The organism is Bacillus sp. JJ634 (assembly GCF_036962285.1).
In the GTDB taxonomy this organism is placed as follows: domain Bacteria; phylum Bacillota; class Bacilli; order Bacillales; family DSM-1321; genus Peribacillus; species Peribacillus asahii_A.
Genome location: NZ_JBALMU010000039.1, coordinates 1 through 17,938 on the forward strand (window position 1 = coordinate 1; position 17,938 = coordinate 17,938).

General features: G+C 38.2%; 15 protein-coding genes. 13 read left to right on the top strand and 2 right to left on the bottom strand.

Annotation, left to right across the window (positions count from 1 at the left end; all coding sequences use genetic code 11):
- The 6 genes from V7068_RS07345 to V7068_RS07370 all read left to right on the top strand — a co-directional run.
- Positions 1–132, top strand: a 132-nt coding sequence (locus V7068_RS07345; RefSeq protein ID WP_499711943.1) for a winged helix-turn-helix domain-containing protein, incomplete at its 5' end; no start/stop codon positions are given.
- Between the two features lie 3 nt (positions 133–135).
- Entirely contained in the window at positions 136–1,476 is a 1,341-nt protein-coding gene (locus V7068_RS07350) for a sensor histidine kinase (RefSeq protein WP_499711890.1), read from the top strand.
- A 12-nt stretch (positions 1,477–1,488) separates the two neighbouring features.
- Positions 1,489–2,325, top strand: a complete 837-nt coding sequence (locus tag V7068_RS07355; protein ID WP_499711892.1) for a PepSY domain-containing protein — start codon at positions 1,489–1,491, stop codon at positions 2,323–2,325.
- A 253-nt stretch (positions 2,326–2,578) separates the two neighbouring features.
- Positions 2,579–4,936, top strand: coding sequence for a nitrite reductase large subunit NirB (gene nirB / locus V7068_RS07360; protein ID WP_499711894.1), 2,358 nt, complete (start codon positions 2,579–2,581; stop codon positions 4,934–4,936).
- 80 nt (positions 4,937–5,016) lie between these two features.
- Positions 5,017–7,152, top strand: coding sequence for an assimilatory nitrate reductase catalytic subunit NasC (nasC, locus tag V7068_RS07365; protein ID WP_499711896.1), 2,136 nt, complete (start codon positions 5,017–5,019; stop codon positions 7,150–7,152).
- A 303-nt stretch (positions 7,153–7,455) separates the two neighbouring features.
- Positions 7,456–7,605, top strand: coding sequence for a hypothetical protein (locus V7068_RS07370; RefSeq protein WP_499711945.1), 150 nt, complete (start codon positions 7,456–7,458; stop codon positions 7,603–7,605).
- 267 nt (positions 7,606–7,872) lie between these two features.
- Here V7068_RS07370 and V7068_RS07375 read toward each other — a convergent pair whose 3' ends face one another.
- Together V7068_RS07375 and V7068_RS07380 are read right to left on the bottom strand one after the other, a co-directional pair.
- Positions 7,873–9,072 carry a nitrate/nitrite transporter gene (locus V7068_RS07375; protein ID WP_375350846.1) on the bottom strand — a complete coding sequence of 400 codons (1,200 nt, stop codon included), beginning with the start codon at positions 9,070–9,072 and terminating at the stop codon, positions 7,873–7,875.
- 357 nt (positions 9,073–9,429) lie between these two features.
- Positions 9,430–9,759, bottom strand: coding sequence for a MerR family transcriptional regulator (locus V7068_RS07380; RefSeq protein WP_499711898.1), 330 nt, complete (start codon positions 9,757–9,759; stop codon positions 9,430–9,432).
- A gap of 344 nt (positions 9,760–10,103) precedes the next feature.
- Here V7068_RS07380 and nirB (V7068_RS07385) point away from each other — a divergent pair, with 344 nt between their 5' ends.
- From nirB (V7068_RS07385) to V7068_RS07415, 7 genes are all read left to right on the top strand, one after another.
- A complete protein-coding gene (gene nirB, locus V7068_RS07385; protein ID WP_499711900.1) occupies positions 10,104–12,518 on the top strand; it encodes a nitrite reductase large subunit NirB in 2,415 nt (804 codons plus the stop codon).
- A gap of 20 nt (positions 12,519–12,538) precedes the next feature.
- Positions 12,539–12,862 (top strand): nitrite reductase small subunit NirD, encoded by a 324-nt coding sequence (gene nirD, locus V7068_RS07390; RefSeq protein WP_127758910.1) that lies wholly within the window; start codon positions 12,539–12,541, stop codon positions 12,860–12,862.
- A gap of 50 nt (positions 12,863–12,912) precedes the next feature.
- The gene (locus V7068_RS07395) at positions 12,913–13,761 is read left to right on the top strand and encodes a formate/nitrite transporter family protein (protein WP_499711902.1); all 849 of its coding nucleotides are present in this window, start codon (positions 12,913–12,915) and stop codon (positions 13,759–13,761) included.
- Between the two features lie 13 nt (positions 13,762–13,774).
- Positions 13,775–14,560: a uroporphyrinogen-III C-methyltransferase gene (gene cobA / locus V7068_RS07400; RefSeq protein ID WP_127758912.1), complete on the top strand. Its 786-nt coding sequence runs from the start codon at positions 13,775–13,777 to the stop codon at positions 14,558–14,560.
- On the top strand, positions 14,557–15,315 hold the full coding sequence (locus V7068_RS07405; RefSeq protein ID WP_499711904.1) for a sirohydrochlorin chelatase: 759 nt from the start codon (positions 14,557–14,559) through the stop codon (positions 15,313–15,315). The genes cobA and V7068_RS07405 overlap by 4 nt, the downstream gene beginning before the upstream one ends.
- 47 nt (positions 15,316–15,362) lie before the next feature.
- A complete protein-coding gene (locus V7068_RS07410) occupies positions 15,363–16,415 on the top strand; it encodes an anthranilate phosphoribosyltransferase (protein ID WP_499711906.1) in 1,053 nt (350 codons plus the stop codon).
- A gap of 275 nt (positions 16,416–16,690) precedes the next feature.
- A complete protein-coding gene (locus V7068_RS07415) occupies positions 16,691–17,800 on the top strand; it encodes a CaiB/BaiF CoA transferase family protein (protein WP_499711908.1) in 1,110 nt (369 codons plus the stop codon).
- Positions 17,801–17,938 lie beyond the last annotated feature (138 nt).

The window sequence follows — 17,938 nt, forward strand, 5'->3', positions numbered from 1 at the left end:
GGATTTGACTACTATGGAGATACAAATGTAGTAGATGTATATATTCGTTATTTAAGAAAAAAATTAACGGACTCGAAGGAAGAACAGTTGATTCATACTGTTCGAGGTGTCGGTTATATGATTAAGGATTAGTGTATGAAATTACGAACTCGTATACAGTTATCAACAACTGTTGTATTAATTGTTTTACTTATTATAGCGAATACGTCGATTTATTTGATTTTTCAAAATAGGGCAATTACGTCGGAGCACAATCGTTTAGTAAATACCTCCCATAATATTATAGAAGAGTTAAATACAAATAAAGATGCCTCTATGCAACAAGTATTAGAGGCATATTTAATAAGCGATGGTATTATCCGTACCGTCGATAGAAAGGGTCATCCGATTAGACAAGTGACAACGGATGATGATTATTTGGATATAAAGAGTATGTATAATGATGATCAAATTGAAGATGTTTTTTCCTATGAAGAATCTATGTTTGTAAGTGTCTCCATTCCTACAATCGATGAAAATGGAGAAGTTATTAATTTACAAATAGTTGAAAATGTTGATTTTCTGTTTGATACGATTCATGAGTTGAAATGGGTATTAGTATTCGCAACGATTATTGTCATTATTATATTATTTGTAACAAGTGGGTTTTTAGGCCGGGTGATTTCGTTACCGATTCAACGTCTTACGCAAACGATGAAAACCATTGAAGAAGAAGGCTCGTTTGAACAAATTACAATTACGAACCGTACAAAAGATGAATTAACGGAAATGGCTATGACATTCAATCGAATGATTAGTAAGTTAGAAGAAAGCTATACAAAGCAAGAACAATTTGTATCAGATGCTTCACACGAGCTTAAGACCCCTTTAACGGTTATTGATAGCTACGTAAAATTATTGAAACGCTGGGGGAAAGAGCGTCCTGATGTATTGGAAGAAGCGATTGAGTCGATTGGATCGGAAGCGAATCGAATGAAGTATTTAACTGAGCAATTATTACAATTAGCGAAATCCGAAGAAGTTATTGAAAATGAAAAAGAAGTAATGAACATCGTACCAATCGTCGAAACAACGATTCAACGATTGCAGCAAGCTTTTGCGCATGACATTTATATAAGGAATGAACAATCGAGCATTCAAATGAAAATACATGAACAAAGCTTTATTCAATTACTCGTTATTTTATTAGATAATGCGAAGAAATATAGCGATAATCATATTACTGTGGAATTGAAAGACAGGAAAGACAGTGTAAACATTAGTGTGACGGATAAGGGCGTGGGAATTCCGTTAGAAGCTCAAGCGCATGTTTTCGATCGATTATACCGTGTAGATAAAGCGAGAAGTCGTAAAACGGGAGGGTCTGGTTTAGGGTTATCGATTGCGATACGTATTGTTGAACAGCATGGTGGGCATATCACCTTAGAAAGTGTCGAAGGAAAAGGGTCGACCTTTACGATTATCTTGCCCAAATAGGAGGTGTGGATAATGAAAGTGAAGATTGTACTAATTGTGTTTATTGTTTTAGGGTTGTCATTTACTTTATTTCAAGTTTTTATAAAAGATTCTCCTAAGATGATTTCTCAACAAGATGCTGAACAAATTGCAACGAAACTATACGGTGGAAAGGTGTTAAATACAACAGTAGATGCTGAAAAGGACAATTATCAAATTTCGCTTGAAAACGATCAAGGAATCTATAATTTGTGTGTAAATGGGCAAACGGAGAAAGTTAGCAATGTCCGACTTGTTGAGAAGAAAGAAATAGCATTAACTGTTGATGAGGCGAAAAAGAATATAGAAAATGAACTAAACGGCCGCGTACAGGAGATTAAACAAATGGATAAAGAAGGTCGACCTTTTGTAGAAGCTATTGTAGAGAAAGATCAAAAATACTATCAGATTGAGTATGATTTAAATGAAAAAAAGATAGTAGCTAATCATGAAGTGAAGGGTCAAGTGGAAACACCTGTTATTTCAAAACAAGAAGCAAAAGATATCGCATTGAAACAATTTAAAGGTGAAGTTACGAAGATATCTACAGTAGAAACTTCAACAGGTGCACACTACAAAGTAACCATTGATGGTCAAACGGCAGATGCTAATGTCTATGTGCAGGGACATACAGGAGTTGTATCCTCTATCTCTGTTAATTCTAAGCAAGATGATGACGACGAAGCCGATGATGACGAAAACAACAATAACAACAATAACAACAATAACAATAGTAATAACGATAACGACAATGACCATGACGGTAACGACGAAGCCGATGACGACGACGAAGATGAAAATGAAAACGAAGATGATGAAGATGACGATTAAATTCAAATAAAAATAGATTTGTCCACGAGAATATCCACAAGTTATCCACAACTAAAAAAGTCACTGTGACATTTAAGCCTGAGTTCTAAATCGAGAACTCAGGCTATTTTATTTTGGCCAAAATGATAGGGCTAGCTATCGTATATTTCGTGTGAGAAAACATGACATATTTAATTTTTAAAATTGTATTTTGTGGTAGGCTAAGAAAAATATCTGTTGGTTGGTATCATCTTTTTTTACTGGAGGTTTTAGAATGCATAAACAGAAGCTGGTGTTGATTGGGAACGGAATGGCGGGCGTACGCTGTGTTGAAGAAATTATAAAAAATGCCCCTGATACTTATGATATTACGGTTTTTGGAAGCGAACCGCATGTTAATTATAATCGAATTTTATTGTCGACTGTATTACAGGGCAGTACGTCATTTAAAGATATTGCAATAAACGACCGCGATTGGTATGAAGAGCATCATATCCAGCTGTTTACTGGAGAAACAGTGGTACAGATTGATATAGAGAAAAAAATGATAAAAACAGATAAAGAAAGAGAAGTAGATTATGACAAGCTTATTATCGGAACTGGTTCTGTTCCATTTCTTATCCCTATCCCAGGCGCAGATAAAGAAGGAGTTATGACATTTCGTACAATTGAAGATTGCCAAAAAATGATGGAAGGATCGAAGCACTATAAGAAAGCCGTTGTAATTGGCGGAGGGCTATTAGGGTTAGAAGCGGCGAGAGGGTTATTGAACCTTGGGATGGAAGTGAATGTTGTTCATATTGCGAGTCATCTAATGGAGAGACAGCTTGATTCAACAGCGGCCAATATGCTGAAGAAGGAATTGGAAGCTCAAGGGATGAATTTTCTGTTAGAAAAAGAGACTCAAGAGATTTTTGGTAACGACCGTGTAGAAGGTTTACGTTTTAAAGATGGAACGGAAGTAGAAGCTAACTTAGTCGTGATGGCTGTGGGTGTTCGTCCTAATATTCAGTTAGCGAAGGAAAGTGGAATCGAAACAAACCGTGCAATCGTCGTCAATGATTATTTAGAGACGAATATACCTGATATTTACGCTGTCGGTGAGTGTGTGGAACATCGAGGGATGGTCTACGGTCTTGTAAAACCTCTTTATGAGCAGGGTAAAGTACTAGCAAAGCAGATTTGCGGTATACAATGTGAAGGATATCAAGGCTCTGTACTCTCTACACAGCTAAAAATATCCGGTGTGGATGTATTTTCAGTTGGTCAATTTACTGATGGTGAAACGACGAAATCTATTACGGTTTTTGATGAGCTAGATGGAGTATATAAGAAGATTGTCCTTCAAGATAATAAAATGATTGGGGCCGTCTTGTTTGGCGATACAAGTGATGGACCAAGGTTGCTAGATATGATTCTTGAACAAAGAGATGTATCTGGGATGGAAAAAGTCGCTCTGTTTCAATCATCTGAAGGAAGTGAAAGTCAAGTTGCTTCCATGGCTCATGGCGATATGATTTGTCAATGTAATGGTGTGTCAAAAGGAGCGATTATTGAAGCGGTTCAAAAGGAAGGATTAACAACGGTTGAACAAGTGAAAGCATGTACAAAAGCTTCGGGTTCTTGTGGAGGCTGTAAACCGTTAGTAGCAGAATTGTTGGCGTATATTCAAAGTGATTCCTTTGATGAAGTGATTGAACAAAAGACTATGTGTGATTGTACATCGTTAACAGAAGATGAAGTGGTGCAGGAAATACAGCAGAGAAATTTTACATCGATACAAGAGGTAATCGATGGATTGAATTGGGAACATTCAACAGGCTGTGCTATATGCCGTGCCGCATTACATTATTATTTAGGCATGATTTATCCGGAATATGAGCGTAAACAAGAAGCTCTGTTTATAGCAGATCATATGAATGCTACTTTGCGACAAGACGGTACGTACTCTGTTACTCCGCAAATGTATGGGGGGATGACAACCGCAGAGGAATTAAGAAAAATTGCAGACATCGTAGAGAAGTATCAAATACCAAACGTTGCTGTAACAAGTGAACAAAGAATTCATTTAACCGGAATAACGAAGGAGCAGCTACCGTATGTCTGTGCAGAATTGAATATGTCGTTACGTTCTATTGATCAACATGCAGTCCAAAATGTAAAAGTAGAGTTAGGCGAGGGTACGTGTCAATGTAATCAACATCCAGCTTTTCAATTGGCTATTGATGTAGACAAGAGATTAGAATTTCTAAAAACGCCTAATCAGGTGAGGTTGAGTATCGCTTCTTGCCTACATAACGGTGAAGAAGCGTTAACAAAAGATATAGGATTTATTCCTATTCATAGAGGATGGGAAATGTATGTTGGTGGAAATAGCGGGCGTAATGGGCGTGTTGGCGAATTATTATATGTTGCCGAGACAAGCGAGGAAGCACAAGAGATGATTAGTGCCTTTGTTCAATATTATCGTGAAACGGCTAATTATTTAGAATATATAGGACAGTGGGTTGATCGAATTGGTTTAATACACATACGTGAAGTGTTGTTTGCAAGAGAGTTTCGCAATCAACTCTGTCAGCGATTAGAATTTGATATTTCTCAACGTAAACCCAATTTAGTGAGAAGTCATTGAGGAGCGATGGATTTTACATTAGAAAGAGCAATCATGTCAGTAAAAAGTGATTAACCTAAGTAAAAAAAGGAGCAGACGCTATGACTGAAATGTTATTAAAATACTTTCGCAATCAACAAAAACAGGTACAGTCGGAAAAGCTATATGATACTCAATGTCCATACTGTAGTATGCAATGTAAAATGCAATTTATCGAACAAACGATTGTCACAAGAAAAAAGTATATGACTATTGGAAAAGACAATCCGACTTCTCAAGGACGCTTATGCATAAAAGGAATGAATGCTCATCAGCACGCTTTGCATCATGAGCGAATTAAATATCCTTTATTAAAAGTAAATGGAGAATTTATTCGCATTTCTTGGGAGGAAGCGTTAAATCATATTAAAGAAAATTTCACGAAAATTCAGTCTGAAGATGGAATGAATGCACTAAGTGTATATGGAAGCGCGTCGATTACAAATGAGGAAGCTTACTTATTAGGGAAGTTTGCACGTGTAGCATTAAAAACCAAATACATTGATTATAATGGGCGCTTATGTATGTCGGCCGCAGCTTCTGCCGCTAGTCAAACCTTTGGGATGGACAGAGGATTAACGAACAGTTTATCGGAAATTCCATCTGTACAGTGTATCATTTTAGCGGGGACAAATATTGCTGAATGTCAACCGACTATCATGCCTTACTTTGAAAAAGCGAAAGAAAATGGCGCGTTTATTATTGCGATTGATCCGCGAGAAACGGCGACAACGAAAATAGCAGACTTACACTTGAAGGTTAAACCAGGAAAGGATGCTGCTTTAGCCAATGGCTTATTAAAAGTGATTATTGATGAAAATTATGTGGATGAAACATTCGTTCAAGAAAGAGCCAAAGGTTTTACGGAAGTAAAGGAGCATGTTTCTTCTTTTACCTTGGAGGAGATTTCAGAACTGACGGGAGTTCCTGCAGCCGACATCCGTAAGGCCGCTACGATGTTTGGAAAAAAAGAAACGGGCATGATTTTTACAGCAAGAGGGGTTGAACAACAAACGGATGGATCTATTGCTGTTCGTAATTTCTTAAATATTCTAATTGCTACAGGTAAACTTGGAAAATGGGGCTGCGGCTATGGAGCGATTACTGGACAGAGCAACGGTCAGGGAGCGAGAGAACATGGTCAAAAAGCAGACCAACTTCCAGGATATCGTTCGATTGAGAACGAGGAACATCGAGCCTATATTGCAAGTGTATGGGGAATTCATCAAGATGAGATACCTAGAAAAGGTGTATCCGCTTATGAAATGATGGAGAAAGTTCATGATGGTGAGATTACAGGAATGTTTTTAATGTGTTCAAATCCGATTGTTTCCAATCCTAATGCTAACTTCGTGAAAAAAGCATTAAATAAGTTAAAGTTTCTTGTGGTAGCAGATATGTTTATTTCAGAAACTGCTAGATTGGCAGATTTAATTTTACCTACTTCGTCTTATTTAGAAGATGAGGGGACGATGACAAATGTAGAGGGGCGAGTTACATTGCGAGAAGCAAGCTGGCCGACTCCGGGAGAAGTAAAGCATGACTGGCAAATTATTTGTGAGATGGCCCGTGTGCTTGGAAAAGGGGATTATTTTTCGTTTTCATCTGCTGAGGAAGTTTTTAATGAATTAAGAGCAGCGAGTCGGGGAGGAATAGCAGATTATTATGGAATAACGTATGAGCGTTTGAGGAAGGAGGGCGGCCTTTTATGGCCATGTCCAACACTTGATCATAAAGGAACAGAGCGGTTATTTGAACAATCATTTGCCCATCCTGACGGTTTAGCATCTATGGTGTCTGTACCAAATAGCCCTCAAGTTCCAAAAGAACAGTTAACTGAGGAATTTCCATTGTACTTAACAACAGGACGGGTGATGTCTCATTATTTAACAGGTGTACAAACGAGAAAAAGCTCTTCGCTTTCAGCTAGGAATTTCGAATCTTATATGGAAATTCATCCAAATACCGCAAGGAAGTATGATATTCAAGATCAATCTTTAGTAAAGATTCAATCTAAGCAAGGAAGCATTATTGTTAGAAGTAAATGGTCAGACACAATTCGGCCTGATACCGTTTTTGTACCATTTCATTGGGCTGATTCGCAAAATGTGAATTGTCTTGTTTCGGAGAAATTAGATCCTACATGCAGGATGCCAGGCTTTAAAGTGAGTGCAGTAAAGATAGCTCCAGTTGTGTAAGATAGAAGCTAAAATGAAAAAGGACCATGAGGAAAGAAGATGGAGGCTGATAGCCGAAGTCTTCTTTTTTTATGGAATTGTATTAATGAATGGGGCTTGTGGAGTTTATTCCGCCTGTGAGTAGGAGATGAGGGTGTCATAATAGTCTAGATATATAATAGAAAAACTATTTTTAAAGAGCGTGGGATTACGCTGGTAAGTTATAAAGATGCTAAAAAAGAAATGGATGAACAACTGAGTATAGAATATGAGTTAGAGCCTATAGAGTGGGGGGGGTTGGAGAAGTGGTGAAGCGTTATTAATATAAAGACAGCAAAAGTTGAGGTCGGTTTTATTACCTCTGCCTCTAAGCCATTTTGTTCTTCCTGTACACGCGCCTGTTTATCTTCAAATGGACAGTTTTATACTTGTTTATTTACTTCCGATGGATTTGATCTAAAAAGTTTAATTTGAAGTGAAGCGATAGATGAGGAGTTATTAGATGCTATTTGTAACGTATGGAATTTAGATCGCTATTCTGACAAAGGAACCGAGCAAACCGCTATAAATTGCAAAGAATAGAGCTGTCTTATATTAGGGGATGAACGAATAAGAGAAAATCCTGACTTACTTGTTTGTTTTCTAGTTGGATAAGTTAAAAATTAATAGAATGAAATAAGGTAACTTATGAAGACTCAAACCCCTCATAAGTTACCTTATTTGTTTTACCTTTCTTGATAATTAAGCCGTTTTTTCTTTTAGAGCTAACGCTTTTTTCCATGAAATTTGTGCAACTGTTAACAGAATAAGAGCTGCGATTCCGATGCAAGCATAAACAGCGAATCCAGTTGCATATGTGCCAGTGATTTGCTTTAGTGAGCCGAGTAGATTTGGAATGAAGAATCCGCCTACGCCTCCTGCTGCCCCGACAATACCGGTAATAACGCCAATCTCTTTTTGAAAGCGCTGAGGCACTATTTGGAAAACTGCTCCATTTCCCATTCCGAGACACATCATGCCTAAAAATAATAACATTGTAACAATCGTAAGAGATGGAAGTGTGCTGATTCCAAACATACATAAAGCAAGAATGATAAATAAGAAGTTCAATAGCTTCGCCCCGCCAATTTTATCAGAAATAAAACCACCAATCGGACGGACAAAGCTACCGGCGATTACGCATAATGTAACAAAATCTCCTGCTCGAATTTTTGATAAATCGTATTGATCGACAAAAAAGATGCTTAAAAAGCTAGTTAATCCAACGAATCCACCAAATGTTACACTGTAGAGAAGACAGAAATACCAAGTGTCTTTTAATTTGAAAACAGTTAAATAATTTTTAAGTGGTTGTGGTTCAGGTTGTGTAGGCGGGTTCTTCGCAATGAATATATAGGTGATTAAAACGAGTGTGAGTGGAATTAAGGCAATTCCCATTACTCCGTTCCAACCAAGGTGTTCTGCTAGGCGTGGGCCAAATAATGTGGCAAGAACTGTTCCACTATTCCCTGCCCCAGCAATCCCCATTGCTAATCCTTGTAAGTGAGGAGGGTACCAGCGGCTTGCCATTGGAAGTGCTACCGAGAAGCTTGCTCCAGCAACACCGAGTAATATTCCGATAAGGTAAAGTTCTGACATCGAGTTTCCGAATAACCATCCCCATGATAGAGGGACCATAGTCACAAGCATTCCGCCGATTGCTGTTTGGCGTGGACCGATTCGATCTGTTAAGACACCGAGTATTAATCGAAAGAAAGAACCAGCAAGAATAGGAATTGCTACAATCATTCCCTTTTCAGCGGGAGATAAATTAAAATCTTCGGTGATATACACACCGAGTGCACCGAGTAACACCCAAATCATAAAACTAATGTCGAAATACAAAAATGAAGCGAGCAAGGAAGGTGCGTGACCATTTTTTGTTAAACTGGATAATTTCATGTGTTAGTCTCTCCTTTTCAAATAATGATTAATGCAAGTATATAGTTTGGTATAAGGGTCTGCTATACTCACGTAAGGAAATCTAACATCTTTTTTGAAGGTACACATTTTGCTCGTTTTATACTGGCTATATTTATGGATATTGTCGATTTATGCGATGTTTATTATTTATCAGAGCCTTGTATGAAAATAGGCCAGTAAAGGTACTAGGTTCATTATTTAGGTTACAAGGAGAAACATGCTGAAACTCTAGAGTAAACGGATGAATAATTTCGATTTTCCAATAAATTAAAATGGATAGTGGTAATCCTGGTGTCGATATATAAGGAGATTGTTTGTTTCATATGGATAGAACCTTCATTTATAGTTTCTAATACCAAATTGTGCGTTTAATTGACCTTGCAACATTTTCTTGCGAACATCTTTTTGTTCTTCCTTTTTCTTTTCTTTTACTATTTCTTGTCGGATTTCAAATGTTTGGACACCGTCTTCGATTTTATTGGCTATTTCCATTAATAGCTCCACATCTGAAAAAGAATACTTACGGTTCCCGCCGTTTGATCTTTCAGGGAAAATAAGTTTTCTTTCCTCGTAATACCGAATTTGCCTTTCTGATAAACCTGTTAATTCACGCATAACTCCGATAGAAATAACTTTTTTATCTTTATAGGATATATCTTTATCCATCTTCATTCACCTCGAAAAGAATAATTTATTTAATTCTTCAAACTTATTCAACTTTTCAGATTTAAATAAATTATACACTATTTATGACGGAAATGTGTCAACAAATATAACATAATGAGAAATATAGTACATTGTTCATAAAAAATACCTAAATCTATTTAGAATGGACTTTATATTTTAGAAGTTTCCCTAGGGAACAATCTTGTTTAATATGAACAGTATTCTGTAAAGGTAGTATTACGAAAAAATGATGTTAGATTTACTTACAATGTTATGGAATGTTTTTGTTGGCCTATTTATAATTTGGACTATATTCATTTCCTAAATTGATTGGGGGAACTTACATGTCAAAGCAAAAAATCGTATTAATCGGGAATGGTATGGCCGGAGTTCGCTGTATCGAAGAAATGTTGAAAATTCAACCAAACCATTTTGAAATAACCATTTTCGGAAGTGAGCCTCATCCGAATTATAATAGAATCCTATTATCAAAAGTATTACAAGGTGATACGACGATTGATGATATTACTTTAAATGATTGGAATTGGTATGAGGAGAACGGTATTCAATTATATACGGGTGAAACAGTGACACATATTGATACTGCGAAGCAAGTCGTTTATTCCGATAAAAATCGCGAAGTTCGCTATGATCAATTAATTTTGGCTACAGGGTCGCTTCCTTTTATTCTCCCAATTCCGGGAGTGGATAAAGAAGGCGTAACTGGTTTTCGGGATATTCAAGATTGCGAAAAGATGATGGAATATTCTAATAAATATAAAAAAGCAGCTGTAATTGGTGGGGGATTGTTAGGTCTTGAAGCGGCGAGAGGTCTGTTGGATCTAGGGATGGAGGTTGACGTAGTTCATCTTTCTGATTATTTAATGGATCGACAGTTGGATCCAGCAGCTAGTAAATTATTGCAAAAGGAATTAGAAGGTCAAGGCATGAACTTTTTACTTGGAAAAAATACGCAAGAAGTCATTGGTAACACACATGTTGAGGGGCTTCGTTTTAGTGATGGGGAAGAAATTAAAGCTGACTTAGTAGTAATGGCGGTTGGAATTAAGCCGCATATTCAACTTGCTATAGATAGTGAGATTCCAGTTAATCGAGGAATCATCGTCAATGATTACATGGAAACAAACATCCCGAATGTTTACGCAGTGGGCGAATGTGCGGAACATCGTGGTGTAGTGTATGGATTAGTTGCTCCGCTTTATGAACAAGGGAAGGTATTAGCGAAAAGAATTTGTGGAATAGAAGGAGATCCATATGAAGGAACAGTGCTTTCTACACAATTAAAGGTTTCAGGTGTGGATGTCTTTTCGGCGGGGGAAATTTTTGAAAATGAACAGACGAAAACAATTAAATCTTTTAATGATTGGGAGGGAACATATAAAAACGTCCTTATTCAAGATGGGAAAATAATAGGGGCCGTCTTGTTCGGCGATACAAAGGAAGGCAATAAATTACTAAGTTTCATTAATAAACGTGCAGACGTTACAGAATATTTGGAAGCGGAAAAAGGGGAAGAAGCAGGTGCTAGTCTTGTTGCTACAATGCCTAATGAGGAAATCATCTGTGGATGTAATGGTGTTACAAAAGGAGATATTGTTCAAGCGATCGAGTCTCAAGGGTTAACGAGTGTTGAAGAGGTCAAAGGCTGTACGAGTGCTTCGAGGTCATGCGGGGGCTGTAAATCGTTAGTTGCGGATCTTTTGGAATGTACGTTAGGGGATGCATTTAGTAAATCAAATCAAAAGGAACCAATTTGCAGCTGTACAACATTATCTAGAGATGACGTTATAGCTGAAATTCGCGAAAAGAATTTGACTCATACTCGTGAAGTGATGAGTGTTCTAGGATGGACGACGAGTGAAGGGTGTTCTAAATGTAGACCAGCTTTGAATTATTATTTAGGTATGGTTAATCCACTAGAATATAAGGATGAAAGAGAATCTCGCTATGTAAATGAGCGTCTTCATGCCAATATTCAAAAGGATGGTACATTCTCTGTTGTACCAAGAATGTATGGAGGCGTTACAAATTCAGATCAATTACGGAAAATCGCAGATGTTGCGGATAAGTACAATGTTCCATTATTAAAAGTGACCGGTGGACAGCGAATTGATATGTTTGGTGTAAAGAAGGAGGACCTTCCAAAGGTTTGGGCAGATCTTGATATGCCATCTGGTTATGCTTATGGAAAAACACTTCGAACAGTAAAAACTTGCGTTGGGGAAAGCTTCTGTCGCTTTGGTACACAAGATTCTATGGGCTTAGGTATTGCTTTAGAAAAGAAATTCGAGCGTGTAGGCACACCGCATAAGTTTAAAATGGCTGTTTCCGCTTGTCCGCGTAACTGTGCAGAATCAGGAATTAAAGATCTTGGTGTTGTTGGTGTAGATGGTGCATGGGAAATTTATGTGGGAGGAAACGGCGGTACGCATTTAAGGGCAGCGGATCTATTATGTAAAGTAAAAACAAGTGATGAAGTAATTGAAATAACAGGTGCCTATTTCCAATACTACCGTGAGACGGCTGTCTATTTAGAAAGAACTTCTGTATGGGTAGAGCGAATGGGTCTTGATTCTATCAGAGCCGTTATTGAAGATAAACAAAACCGAATCGAGTTAAACCAACGGTTAAATGAGGCATTATCTGTATTACAAGATCCATGGAAAGAAGCGCTTAACAGCGATAGAATCTTAAAAGATTTATATCAAAGTGTGAAAGTGCCTGCGGGAGTCAAATGAAAAACGAGGAGGAAATGACTATGGAAAAAACCCTTCAACGAATCAAGGTTGCAACAGTGAGTGAATTACCAAAAGATCTTGGGAAGACGGTACGTGTCGGTTCTCACGAAATTGCGCTCTTTCATTTAGCAAATGGTAAAATTCGAGCGATTGAAAATCGTTGTCCTCATAAAGGGGGCGTGCTTGCGGAAGGAATGGTAAGCGGAGAGCATGTTTTTTGCCCAATGCATGATTGGAAAATCAATGTTTGCGATGGGGAAGTTCAAAAACCGGATAGAGGATGTGTAAACACATTTAAGGTTGAAATAGAAAATGAAGATGTTTATATTGTTCTAGATAAATAGTAATATAGACAGATAGGAATATAGGAATATAGGAAAGAGGGAAGTCCACGATGACGTACGTACAGCCGGAACAAGTTGTGAAAAATATGGTTCAAGCAGGAGCTGCTAAGTCAAAGCTTCCCGTTCGAGACCTTGTAATAAGAGGGGCATTAGCCGGGGCACTTCTCGGCTTTGGCACCACTCTAGCCTTTACTGCAGAAACACAAACACAAATGGGGATTGTAGGTGCACTGCTTTTCCCCGCTTGTTTTGTAATTATTATTTTGCTTGGACTAGAATTGGTTACAGGGAATTTTGCTTTAATTCCTTTAGCTGTTTTAGAAAAGAAGGCAACGTGGCAAGAAATGCTGACCAACTGGTTCTGGGTAATCGTTGGCCATGTTATTGGCGGTTCTTTTTATGCGATGTTATATGTGATTGCCGCTACTCATTTGGGGCATGTGACGGACCATGCTGTAGCCCAAAAGATTATTCAGGTTGCTGAAGCAAAAACGCTAGGCTATTCAGCATTAGGGACTGCAGGATTGCTTATTGTCTTTGTAAAGGGAATCCTTTGTAACTGGATGGTGGCGTTAGGAGCTGTTATGGCCATGACATCACAAGCAACTCTTGGAAAAATCGTTGCGATGTGGCTGCCTATTTTACTGTTTTTTGCTCAAGGATTTGAACATGCGGTCGTCAATATGTTCGTTATACCCGCTGGAATGATGTTAGGCGCGGATATTACGCTGTCTCATTGGTGGATATGGAATCAAATCCCAGTGTTACTTGGGAACCTTGTTGGTGGTTTATTATTTACTGGACTTGCTTTATACGTCACATACCGAAGCAGAGAAGTGAACAAAGGGAAAGAACAGGTGAAGAACGATAAAGGCAAGCGAGAGAGAATGGTAAGCTAAGGAGGGACAGCAGATGGGAAAAGTATACTTAGTTGGAGCGGGTCCTGGAGATCCTGACTTAATTACGATTAAAGCATTAAAGTGTATTCGAGAAGCGGATATTATTTTATATGATCGTCTAGTTAATAAATGTTTATTAGAGGAAGCGAAACCGGATGCCACACTTATTTATTGTGGTAAACTTCCGAATAATCATACGATGAAACAAGAAGCGATTAATGCTCTATTAGTTCAATGCGGAAAACAAGATAAAGTTATCACCCGTTTAAAAGGTGGTGACCCTTTTGTATTTGGTCGAGGGGCTGAAGAGGCCGAGGCGTTAGTGGAGAATGGTATTCCTTTTGAAATTGTTCCAGGTATTACATCAGGAATTGCAGCACCAGCTTATGCGGGAATTCCCGTTACACACCGCGAGTATGGAAATTCATTTGCGGTTATAACGGGTCATGGTGTAAAAGGAAAGCCTACCAATATCAATTGGGAAGGGTTGGCGAAAGGGGTAGATACTCTCGTGGTTTATATGGGAGTCGGCAATCTATCATATATTTGTCAATCATTGCTTAATAATGGAAAGAGCGCTGATACGCCAATCGCGTTAGTTCATTGGGGAACAAAGGCGGAACAGCGTACGGTAACGGGTACACTTAGTACGATTGTAGAAGTTGTGAAAGAGAAAAAGATTGAAAATCCGAGTATGATTATTATTGGAGAAGTAGTGAAAGTAAGAGAGAAAATTGCTTGGTTTAAGGAAGCTAATTTAGTGGAATCTAAATGGTTTTTAGAAGGGGAAAGCGTATGAAGGCGGTCTTATATGTATGCCATGGCAGTCGAGTACAGGAAGGATGTCAGCAAGCCATTGAATTTGTTCAAAAAACGCAACAATTAGTGTCAGTGCCGATTCAAGAAATTAGTTTTCTAGAATTGGCTCATCCGACAATAGAAGAAGGCTTTACCCGGTGTATTGAACAAGGAGCAACAGAAATAGCTGTTATTCCTGTTCTGTTATTAGCGGCGGGACATGTTAAAAAGGATATACCAGAAGAACTAGAAGTTCTACAAGCTCGTCATCCCCATGTGAAAATTTCTTTTGGCAAGCCTTTTGGCGTTCATGAAAGAATTGTGGACATTTTATTAGAAAGAATTCAAGAAAAGACAACCGTTATAGACGAGAATACAGCAATTCTATTGGTGGGACGCGGAAGTAGTGATGCAGATACAATTCGAAATTTTGAAGAAATTATTCACCTTTTCCACAATAAAACTAACTTCTCTTATGTGGCTCCATGTTTTTTAGCCGCAGCAAAGCCTCGTTTTGAAGACTTGTTAGAAGAAACCCTTGCAAGAGATGTAGATTCCGTTATAGTCATTCCATATTTACTATTTACAGGTCTGCTAATTAAAGGTATAGAAAAAACAATTGATATGGTACAATCAGATAAGGATATTACTCTATGTGATTACTTGGGATTCCATCCATACCTTAGAGAAATTTTGGCAGACCGGGTGAATGAAGCGTTACAAGAGGAAGGAATGGTTTTAGCCCAGTATGCTTGATTATATACAGAGTGATGAATATGTTTAAGTTAAGAGGGTGAAATACATTGCAACAATGGATCAAAGAAGTAGCCAGAGGCAAGCGTGGTGCAAAAGATCTTTCCTATGAACAAACGAGAGAGCTTGCGCGTTTCATCGTAGAAGGAAAAGCAACAGATGCTCAAATTGCAGCTTATTTTATTGCAGAGCGCATTAAGATGGAGTCTCCAGAAGAGTTACTGGCATTTGTTCAGACTTTTCAAGAGAATACGGACAAGCTAACTATAAAAGAGTCTATCCGTGATCGTATAGTCGATTTTGCTGGAGCGTATACAGGCAGAAATTTATTTGCAGCGACAGTACCAGTCTCTATTTTATTAGCTGAAAGCGGTCTTCCAGCTTTTTTGCATAGTAGTGAATCATTACCGCCAAGGTATGGAACGTCTATTAAGGAAATTGTAGAAGAACTAGGGGTAAACACGAATCGAGATGTCCAATCTCTTTCTGAAACCATCGATTCTGCTAACATTGGATTTGCTTGGGCAGATCGATTTTGTCCGTCTTTAGCACAATTGCGCTCCATTCGTGAAGAGTTGGGTGTTCGTACTTTAATGAATACAGTGGAGAAGCTTTTGAATATATCCAATGCAAAATTGTTGATGATGGGGGCATTTCATCGAACAGCGATTGTCAAGATTGCCCCGATTTTTGCTAGCCTACCTTATGAAAATGTTTATATTGTTCAAGGGGTAGAGGGTTCTGAAGATTTGCCTGTTCATCGCAACAGTTTTATTTATACATTAAAGAATAATGAGTTGGATTCCTTCATTGTCAAGCCTGATGAGTATGGTCTATTTGAGGAAGAAAAGAAGGAAAAGCTGACTCGTAAAGAACAAGCTGATATTATTCTCGCTTTATTAAGTGGCGAGACATCGGAACAATTGAATTATTATTACAAGCAAGTTCTCTTTAATACAGGTATTCGCTATTATCTTTTTGGTGCTACACCGACGATTGAAGAGGGAATTGCGCTGGCCAAAGAGCAGCTACGTTCTCAAAGAGGAATGAAGCAATTGCAAAAGTGGAAAGACTCTTGTGTGTCACAATCTCATTTAGCATAAAGGAATATAAAAAAGCAGCAGGTCACTAGCCGGCTGCTTTTTTATATTCGTATTTAACATGATTAAAAAAGGCATTCATCTTCTCATTCTTGGAAAGAGACTAGTATCCATGAGGGAATCTGTTTCTTATTTCCTTATATTTCTACAAAATATCCTAGATTTAGAAGGGATTATCAGTTATTATTGTGGTTTTAAAAGGATAATTTGTATAAATATAGAAAATATATATAAGCTAGTTTTTTAATATGGAATATGTTTCGGAGAGGGAGAAGGTAATGACACTATTATCCAATTTAAAAGTATTAGACTTTTCAACATTGCTGCCGGGGCCATTTGCTACGCTTCTGTTAGCTGATTTGGGAGCTGATGTAATTCGGGTTGAAAGGCCTTCTGGTGTAGAAGCGTGGGCAATGGATCCATACTTAAATCGTTCTAAGCAGTCTATTACGTTAGATTTAAAAAAGCAAGAATCGATTGAAGCAGTTAAAAAATTAGTGGAAGAATATGATATTATACTAGAGCAATTTCGCCCAGGTGTGATGGAGCGTTTAGGACTAGGATATGAAGCTTTGAAACAAATCAATCCGCGTCTAATTTACTGCTCAATTACAGGGTTTGGACAAACAGGTCCTTATAAAGATCGCCCAGGTCATGATATTAACTATGTGTCCATGGCTGGTTTATCGAGCTATTCTGGCACGAAAAAAGAAGGACCAGCGAAGAATGGCACCCAAATTGCTGATATCGCAGGCGGTTCAATGCATGCAGTAGCGGGCATTTTAGCGGCTGCTTTATATAGGGAGCAAACGGGAGAAGGTCAATATATTGATATTAGTATGACAGACTGCAGCTTTACATTAAACGCATTATCTGCACCGATGTATTTAAATGATAGAATCGATTTGGAGCCAGAGGATATGCTGTTAAATGGCGGTACATTCTATGATTTTTATGAAACGAAAGATGGTCGATATTTTTCCGTAGGTAGTTTAGAGCCTGTATTTCGGAAACGATTGTGCGAAGGCATTGGGCGTCCTGAACTATTTGAAATGAGTATGAGTCAGGAACCGGAACAAATTCGAGAGTTTAAAGAAATCGTTCGAGAAGCGTTCCTAACAAAAACATTTGCCGAGTGGAATGATATTTTTACAGAAATTGAAGCATGTGTCGAGCCCGTTTTAACCTTTGCAGAAGCTTGTGAGCATCCTCATATGAAAGCGCGCGGCATGCTTGTCGATGTTCCGAATGTCCATGGAGGAAATGAAAGGCAGATAGCTTGCCCGATTAAATTCTCAAGCTTTACGCCGAATTATAAATATGTTGGGCTGAGTCCAGGAGCAAGTAATGAGAAGATTTTAGGAGAACAGTGGAAGAGTAAAGCATAAGCATAAGAGCCAGGTTGCTGCATAAAGCAGCACCTGGTTTTATTCGTTTTTTATCCCACTCTTAACGGGCAGTAAGACCCCCACCTCAAGATTCAGGGTGAACAAGGAAGAGAGGTGGGTGACAACTGCCCTCATCTA

Coding starts and splice junctions, on each gene's coding strand:
- V7068_RS07350 (WP_499711890.1), top strand. CDS start 136: ATGAAATTACGAACTCGTATACAGTTATCAACAACTGTTGTATTAATT.
- V7068_RS07355 (WP_499711892.1), top strand. CDS start 1,489: ATGAAAGTGAAGATTGTACTAATTGTGTTTATTGTTTTAGGGTTGTCA.
- nirB (WP_499711894.1), top strand. CDS start 2,579: ATGCATAAACAGAAGCTGGTGTTGATTGGGAACGGAATGGCGGGCGTA.
- nasC (WP_499711896.1), top strand. CDS start 5,017: ATGACTGAAATGTTATTAAAATACTTTCGCAATCAACAAAAACAGGTA.
- V7068_RS07375 (WP_375350846.1), bottom strand. CDS start 9,072: ATGAAATTATCCAGTTTAACAAAAAATGGTCACGCACCTTCCTTGCTC.
- V7068_RS07380 (WP_499711898.1), bottom strand. CDS start 9,759: ATGGATAAAGATATATCCTATAAAGATAAAAAAGTTATTTCTATCGGA.
- nirB (WP_499711900.1), top strand. CDS start 10,104: ATGTCAAAGCAAAAAATCGTATTAATCGGGAATGGTATGGCCGGAGTT.
- nirD (WP_127758910.1), top strand. CDS start 12,539: ATGGAAAAAACCCTTCAACGAATCAAGGTTGCAACAGTGAGTGAATTA.
- V7068_RS07395 (WP_499711902.1), top strand. CDS start 12,913: ATGACGTACGTACAGCCGGAACAAGTTGTGAAAAATATGGTTCAAGCA.
- cobA (WP_127758912.1), top strand. CDS start 13,775: ATGGGAAAAGTATACTTAGTTGGAGCGGGTCCTGGAGATCCTGACTTA.
- V7068_RS07405 (WP_499711904.1), top strand. CDS start 14,557: ATGAAGGCGGTCTTATATGTATGCCATGGCAGTCGAGTACAGGAAGGA.
- V7068_RS07415 (WP_499711908.1), top strand. CDS start 16,691: ATGACACTATTATCCAATTTAAAAGTATTAGACTTTTCAACATTGCTG.